Source organism: Frankia sp. R82, from assembly GCF_023716925.1.
Taxonomy (GTDB): Bacteria; Actinomycetota; Actinomycetes; order Frankiales; family Frankiaceae; genus Frankia.
Genome location: NZ_JAMQQG010000242.1, coordinates 1 through 6,965 on the forward strand (window position 1 = coordinate 1; position 6,965 = coordinate 6,965).

At 72.2% G+C, this 6,965-nt stretch carries 6 protein-coding genes; 3 read left to right on the top strand and 3 right to left on the bottom strand.

The window, feature by feature from the left end:
* The 3 genes from sufD to ND747_RS19390 all read right to left on the bottom strand — a co-directional run.
* Positions 1-1,237 (bottom strand): Fe-S cluster assembly protein SufD (sufD, locus tag ND747_RS19380; RefSeq protein ID WP_251735203.1); only part of this gene is annotated, 1,237 nt, incomplete at its 3' end.
* Entirely contained in the window at positions 1,237-2,649 is a 1,413-nt protein-coding gene (gene sufB / locus ND747_RS19385; RefSeq protein WP_251735205.1) for a Fe-S cluster assembly protein SufB, read from the bottom strand. The genes sufD and sufB, both read right to left, overlap by 1 nt.
* Positions 2,646-3,356 (bottom strand): metalloregulator ArsR/SmtB family transcription factor, encoded by a 711-nt coding sequence (locus tag ND747_RS19390; RefSeq protein ID WP_251735207.1) that lies wholly within the window; start codon positions 3,354-3,356, stop codon positions 2,646-2,648. Before ND747_RS19390 ends, sufB begins: the two co-directional genes overlap by 4 nt.
* 381 nt (positions 3,357-3,737) lie before the next feature.
* Here ND747_RS19390 and ND747_RS19395 point away from each other — a divergent pair, with 381 nt between their 5' ends.
* The 3 genes from ND747_RS19395 to ND747_RS19405 form a co-directional block, all read left to right on the top strand.
* Entirely contained in the window at positions 3,738-4,433 is a 696-nt protein-coding gene (locus tag ND747_RS19395; protein ID WP_251735208.1) for a hypothetical protein, read from the top strand.
* 186 nt (positions 4,434-4,619) lie between these two features.
* The gene (gene glpK, locus ND747_RS19400; RefSeq protein WP_251735209.1) at positions 4,620-6,212 is read left to right on the top strand and encodes a glycerol kinase GlpK; all 1,593 of its coding nucleotides are present in this window, start codon (positions 4,620-4,622) and stop codon (positions 6,210-6,212) included.
* A 209-nt stretch (positions 6,213-6,421) separates the two neighbouring features.
* The coding region (locus tag ND747_RS19405) for a helix-turn-helix domain-containing protein (protein WP_251735210.1) at positions 6,422-6,965 on the top strand (544 nt) is incomplete at its 3' end.

Genomic DNA, 6,965 nt, shown 5'->3' on the forward strand with positions numbered 1-6,965 from the left:
GGGGGGGGGGGGGGGGGGGGGGGGGGGGGGGGGGGGGGGGGGGGGGGGGGGGGGGGGGGGGGGGTGGGGGGGGGGGGTGGGGGGGGGGGGGGGGGGTCTTGTTCGGGTCGCGCAGCTCGGGGATGTCGATCCGGTCGATGACCTCGGCGAAGAAGCCGTGGACGACGAGCCGGCGGGCCTCGGCCGGCGGGATGCCGCGCGACTGCAGGTAGAACAGCGCCTCGTCGTCGAAGCGGCCGGTGGCGCTGGCATGCCCGGCGCCGACAACCTCGCCGGTGAGGATCTCCAGGTTCGGCACCGAGTCGGCGCGGGCGCCGTCGGTGAGCACCAGGTTGCGGTTGAGCTCGTAGGTGTCGGTGTCGACCGCGTCGGCGCCGATGAGGACGTCGCCGATCCACACCGCATGCGCCGACTCGCCGCGCAGCGCACCCTTGTAGGTCACCCGGCTGCGGCACGAGCGCGCCTCGTGCGTGACCAGCAGGCGGTGCTCCTGGTGCTGGCCGGCGTCGGTGAAGAACACCCCGTTGAGCTCGGCGTCGCCGCCGGGGCCGCGGTAGTCGACGGTCGGGTTGAGCCGGACGAGGTCACCGCCGAGTGTGACGGTGAACGAGCGCAGCTTCGCGTCGCGGCCGACGGAGAAGGCGTGCGCACCGAGGTGCACGGCGCCCGCGTCCCAGTCCTGCACCGAGATCACGGTCAGTGACGCGCCGTGGCCGACGTACACCTCGACGTTGCCGGCGTAGGTGGCGCTGCCGGTGTGGTCGAGCACGACGGTGGCGGACGAGAACGGCCCGGCCTCGATCACGAGGTGGCCGTAGGCGACCCCGGCTGCGCTGGCCGCGCCGGCGGCGCCCTGCGGGCCCTCGCCGTGCAGGCGCACCACGACCGGTTCCGCCAGCGCCGCCTCGGCGGGGATGGTCACGGCGGTCGCCCCGCCCGCGCGGGCGGTGGCGAACGCGGCGACCCGGTCGGCCGGGGTCAGGACCCGGCCGATCCGGGCGTCGGCCGCGTCAAGCTGTTCGACGGCGACCCCGTCCGGTGCCGCGACCGTGACGGTGACCCGACCGTCGGCCTCGGGGCCGGTCGGCAGACCACGCAGACGGCGCAGCGGGGTGAACCGCCAGGCCTCCTCGCGCCCGGTGGGCACGTCGTGGTCCTGCGGGTCACGGGAACGCACCGGGCGGGGCACGGCTCCGGCGGCCGCCGGGGGGCGCCCGGTGGCATCGATGACGGCCATCAGCCGACCGAACCTTCCATCTGCAGCTCGATGAGCCGGTTGAGTTCGAGCGCGTATTCCATCGGCAGTTCGCGGGCGATGGGCTCGACGAAGCCGCGCACGATCATCGCCATCGCCTCCTCCTCCGACAGACCGCGGCTCATCAGGTAGAACAGCTGGTCCGCGCCGACCTTCGACACGCTCGCCTCATGCCCGATGGACGCGTCGTCCTCGCGCACGTCGACGTACGGGTAGGTGTCGGAGCGGCTGATGGTGTCGACGAGCAGCGCGTCGCACTTGACCGTCGAGCGGGAGCCCGACGAGCCCTCGTTGATCTGCACGAGACCGCGGTAGGACGTGCGGCCACCGCCGCGGGCCACCGACTTGGAGATGATCTGCGAGGACGTGTGCGGCGCGGCGTGCACCATCTTGGCGCCGGCGTCCTGGTGCTGGCCGGGGCCGGCGAAGGCGATCGAGAGGACCTCGCCCTTGGCGTGCTCACCGAGCATCCACACGGCCGGGTACTTCATCGTCACCTTGGAGCCGATGTTGCCGTCGACCCACTCCATCGTGGCGCCCTCGTGGCAGGCCGCCCGCTTGGTGACCAGGTTGTAGACGTTGTTCGACCAGTTCTGGATGGTCGTGTACCGGCAGCGCGCGTTCTTCTTCACCACGATCTCGACGACGGCCGAGTGCAGCGAGTCCGACGAGTAGATCGGCGCGGTGCACCCCTCGACGTAGTGCACGTAGGCACCCTCGTCGACGATGATGAGCGTCCGCTCGAACTGGCCCATGTTCTCGGTGTTGATCCGGAAGTAGGCCTGCAGCGGGATCTCGACCTGCACGCCCGGCGGGACGTAGATGAACGAGCCACCCGACCAGACCGAGGTGTTCAGCGCGGCGAACTTGTTGTCGCCGACCGGGATGACCGAGCCGAAGTACTCCTGGAACAGCTCCGGGTGCTCGCGCAGGCCGGAGTCGGTGTCCAGGAAGATGACGCCCTGTTCCTCAAGATCCTCACGGATCTTGTGGTAGACGACCTCGGACTCGTACTGGGCGGCGACACCGGAGATGAGCCGCTGCTTCTCCGCCTCGGGGATGCCGAGCCGGTCGTAGGTGGCCCGGATGTCGTCCGGGAGGTCCTCCCACTCGGCAGCCTGCTTCTCGGTGGAGCGGACGAAGTACTTGATGTTGTCGAAGTGGATCCCGGTGAGGTCGGCACCCCAGGTCGGCATCGGCTTGCGCTCGAACAGCCGCAGGCCCTTCATGCGCAGGTCGGTCATCCACGACGGCTCGGACTTCTTGGCCGAAATGCCACGGACGACCGCCTCGGACAGGCCGCGCTCCACATCGGCGGCATAGGCGTCGGTGTCAGCCCATCCGAACCGGTAGGAGCCAAGGCCCTCAAGGGCGGTCTCGGCAGGGGTGGTCATGGGGCGGAACCTTCCGAAGACGGGGATGATGGGAGTGGTTCCTGCGGCGGGCCCGCTGGGACATGGGTCGTGCAGACGCCGTCGCCGTGGGCGATCGTCGCCAGACGCTGCACGTGGGTGTCGAGCACCCGGGCGAGCGCCGCGGTCTCGGCGTCGCACAGCGCCGGGAAGCGCTCGGCGACGAACTGGACCGGGCAGTGGTGCTGGCAGATCTGCAGCCCGGTCGGCAGCTGCGAGACGCTGGCGGTGTACCCGGCCGCCGTCATCGCCTCGGCCAGCGCCGCCGGCCGCTCCTGCGGGGACGCGGCAACGACCGCCGAACGCACCCGCCGTTCCAGCTCGACCGCGCGGCTGTCGGCGAACGTGCTGATCGCCGACGGGCCGGCCACCTCCGCGAGGAAGCTCAGGGCGCCGGCGGCCAGATCCGAGTAGGCCGACGGGCCGGCCTGGTGGCCGACCTCGGTCAGCGCGTAGCGACGAGCCGGGCGGCCACGGCCCCGCGGGCCGTGGGAACGGGTCTCGATGGGCGAGATGATGCCGTCGGCGACCATGACGTCGAGGTGACGACGGATCCCGGCCGGTGAGACACCGAGCTGACGGGAGAGCTCGGCCGCCGTGGCCGACCCCCCCTCCAGCAGTCGACGCACGACCCGGTCGCGGGTGCGGCCGTCCGCCGTCCCGCCCGTGACATCGTGGTCGTTTTTCACAACGCCAGTGTGCCTTATTTACGGGACGCGGTCGAACCCAGCTCCCCCGATCAGGTCACTTCAGCGCGCTGATCTGCGTCACACCGGCGAGACCGCCACCACCGCAGCCCGTCCGGAAGCCGTGCGAAGGCCGGGCCGTCGCCGGACAGGACCGCGCAGAGGTCGCGCTGCGACCGAGCCGCGGCCAGCTGATGCCAGCAGGCGCCGTCCGAACGGTCCCGTACCCGACAATGCACGCGCAAACACAACATCCACCCACCACCGGCATCTGGTTGACCATCGCCGCCGGGGCGCTGACAGACTGGCGACACTCTCGGGCACCATCGGGCCAGACGGCAGCAGGAGGCGGCGCAGCAGATGCGGGCGGGACGACGACCGGGCATGCTGCCCCGGGCACTGGTCGGGCTCGGTCTGGCGATGGCCCTTGTGGCTGTGGCCACGGTCGCCGGCTGCAGTGGTGGCGGTGGCGACAAGAAGACCAACGGGCTGGAGGGCCTGCCGGCGGCCGAGGTCGGCTCCCGCGCCGTGACGGCGCTGCGCACGGCCCCCGGGGTGCACCTCGCCGGTACCGTCGACGATCCCAGCGGTGACGCCCCCGCCGACTACGACCTGGTGATGTCGCCCACCACCACCCAGGGCACCGTGGAGGAGTACGGGCAGCAGACCCAGCTGGTCAAGATCAAGGCGGACACGTACGTCCGCCGGGCCCGTTCGTACTACACCGCCACCGGCGACGCCGACGCCGCGGACCTGCTCGCCGACCGCTGGGTCCGGCTCGCCGCCGCCGACGCCGCCAAGTACAGCTATTTCACCCTCGACCGGTTCAGCGACTCGCTGCGCAGCTATCTCGTCGGCCTGGCCGGAAAGGTCGAGCAGGAGAAGGTGGACGACGAACGCGCCGTGCGGGTGCGCTCCTCCGACGGCACGACCTTCGAGGTCGCCAACACCGGCCCCGCCTATCCGCTGCGGATCACCCTCACCGCCAACTCGACGACCCGGCTGCGCCTGAGCGATTTCCGCGCGCCGTCGGCCGCCACCGCGCCGAGCTCCCCCATCGACCTGTCCAGCATCGGCTGACCCGCCGCGGTGCCCACAGGGCCAGCGTCGCTCCCCACGCGCACAGACCGCGTGGATCCCACCGGAGCGCGTGGATCGCGCGGGTGGCCATCGGGTGCGCCAGGATCGGACCACGACAGCGGGTGAGCTGTCGGCGGCCGAGCGCCATCGGGTGACCGGCCGCCAGGTGCGAGCGGGAGGCGGACGATGGCGGAATCCGCACACGGCGGCCGAGACCGGGGCCGGGTGGTGGCGGCCGTCGACCAGGGGACCACGGGAACAACGGTGTGCCTGCTGGACGACCAGGCGGTGGTCGTCGGCCGCGGCCACACACCCGTGACACCGGACTTCCCCCGTCCGGGCTGGGTCGAACAGGACCCCGAGCAGCTGTGGCGCAGCGTCGTGGACACCGTCCAGGCCGCTCTGGTCGACGCCGGCCGCCGGCCGACCGACCTGGCCGCGCTCGGTATCACCAACCAGCGGGAGACCACGCTGGTGTGGGAGCGGAACACGTCCACGCCGGTGTACCCGGCGATCGTGTGGCAGGACCGGCGCACCGCCGCGCACTGCGAACGGCTCGCCGCGGACGGCCAGGGCCCGTGGGTGGCCGACCGCAGCGGGCTGGTCCTCGATCCGTACTTCTCCGGCACGAAGCTCGCCTGGATCCTCGACCGGGACCCGGACCTGCGCCGACGAGCCGGACGCGGCGAGCTTGCCGTCGGCACGGTCGACTCGTGGCTGATCTGGCGGCTCACCGGCGGTGCCACCCATGTCACCGACATCACCAACGCCTCCCGCACCCAGCTGCTGAACCTCGCCACCGGCCGCTGGGACGACGAACTGCTCGCCCTGTTCGATGTGCCGGCCGAGCTGCTGCCCACCGTGGTACCGAGCTCCCGGGTGTACGCGACGACGGACCCGGCGGCCTTCCTCGGTGTGCGGGTGCCGGTCGCGGCGGCCGTCGGCGACCAGCAGGCGGCCCTGTTCGCGCAGGGGTGCCACGCCCCGGGACAGGCCAAGAGCACCTACGGCACCGGTTCGTTCGTCCTGGTCAACACGGGTGCCACCGTGCCGGCGCCGCAACCGGCCCGGGCGGCGGGCCTGCTGCGTACCGCCGCCTACCAGCTGGACGGCGAGCCGGTGCGGTACGCCCTGGAAGGCGCGATCCTGTCCACCGGTTCGGCCGTGGCGTGGCTGCGCGACGGCCTGGGCGTCGTCGGTGACGTCGCCCAGACGGCCGCGCTCGCCGCGTCCCTGCCCGGCAACGACGGGGTGTACTTCGTCCCGGCGTTGGCCGGGCTCGGCGCTCCGCACTGGGATCCGCGGGCGCGCGGCACCCTGCTCGGACTCACCCGCGGCACCTCCCGGGCGCATCTGGCCCGCGCAGTGCTCGAGGGCATCGCCCAGCAGACCGGCGACGTGGTCGAGGCGATGGCCGCCGCCGGCTTCGCCGTGACCGAGCTGCGCGCCGACGGCGGCGCCGCCCGCAACGCCTGGCTGATGCAGTTCCAGGCCGACATCCTGGGCGTCGACGTCGACGTCCCCGACAACATCGAGACCACCGCGCTCGGCTCGGCCTATCTCGCGGGCCTGGCCACCGGCTTCTTCCCCGACCTGGCCGCGCTGTCCGGCCTGCGCCACCGCGCCGAGCGCTACCGTCCCGCGCGATCCGCCGCGTGGCGGGCTCGAGGCCGTCGACGCTGGCAGGCGGCCGTCGAACGATCCCGCGCGTGGGCCCTCGATGAGGACAGCCTCGACGACGACAGCCTCGACGACAACGGCCGGTCGGACGGCCGATAACGGTGACATTCACCGGCCATTCGACTACTTTCAGATACAAAATGGAGATCATATCTGACTTTCTGTAGCGCCCTGCACCAGAGGACCACCGTAGGGCCACATTCGGCCGCGCCTTTGTGCGCGAATCGGCTGCCAGGCGGACGGACGCCTGACAGGCTGTCACCGGGGGCGGTTGGCGTCTCCCGTCGACCCTGACCCGGACGGAGACTGTGACCGAGGCGGACTACGCCCTGGAGCTCGGCCGCAGGCTTCGTGCGGCGCGCAATCGGCGAGGTATGTCGTTGCTGGATGTTCAGCAGCGCACCGACGGCCGATGGACCGCGGGGACTCTCGGCGCCTACGAACGAGGCTCCCGTACCCTGCGCGTGCACCGCCTCGTCGAGCTCGCCGCACTCTACGACGTGCCCGCGACCCTGCTGGTGCCCCCCATGGTCGACCGGCGCGAGGTCGACCACCTTCCCCCGCTGGTCATCGACCTGCGGCGGCTACGCAAGCTACCCCCGACCCGCACCGGGCCGCTGCGCCGTTGGATCGCGATCGTGCAGGTCCTGCGTTCGGACAGCGCACGGGACGTGCTGCGGCTGCGCCGTGGTGACCTGCAGTCGCTGTCCCGGCTCTACAGCACGACCCCGGCCGTGCTCTACGAACGACTGCGGGCGTGGGGTGCGCTGGTGGAGTCGAACGAGCCGGCCACGGTCGGCGCCCGGCGCCGCGGCAGCGCCGTCGCCCGCGCCCCCGCCCGCCCCCCCCCCC